Origin of the sequence: Anaerotignum faecicola (assembly GCA_024460105.1) — a bacterium.
Taxonomy (GTDB): domain Bacteria; phylum Bacillota; class Clostridia; order Lachnospirales; family Anaerotignaceae; genus JANFXS01.
Genome location: JANFXS010000269.1, coordinates 1 through 456, shown reverse-complemented (window position 1 = coordinate 456; position 456 = coordinate 1). Strand labels below are relative to the sequence as shown.

General features: G+C 51.8%; 1 protein-coding gene. It reads right to left on the bottom strand.

Annotation, left to right across the window (positions count from 1 at the left end; genetic code table 11):
• Positions 1–8: 8 nt before the first annotated feature.
• On the bottom strand, positions 9–456 hold a 448-nt coding region (locus NE664_13900), incomplete at its 5' end, for a magnesium transporter (GenBank protein ID MCQ4727727.1).

The window sequence follows — 456 nt, the reverse complement described above, 5'->3', positions numbered from 1 at the left end:
ATAATTTTCTATAAGCCCAGCAGCGTACACGCCAGCTGGAAATAAATAATCAAACTCACCGCATCGACGATCGTCGTAATCAGCGGCGCCGCCATAATGGCCGGATCCATATGGAACACTTTTGCCGCGATCGGGAGCATGCAGCCAATGGTCTTGGCAATAATAACGGTGGCCATCAGGCTCAGCACAACGGTCAGACACAGCATTTCTCTGCCCGGATAAAGAATTACGAGACGAACGTAATTGACAAAGCCCAGAATCACGCCAACGATAACGCCTACCCGCAGTTCTTTCCAGAGCACTTTAAATAAGTCGCCCGGTTCAATCTCACCTACCGCCATACCACGGATAATCATAGTGCTGCTCTGGCTTCCCGCGTTGCCGCCGGTGTCGGTCAGCATGGGAATGAAGGTTACCAGAAGCGGGATCACGGCAAAGGCAGCCTCGTATTTTGCC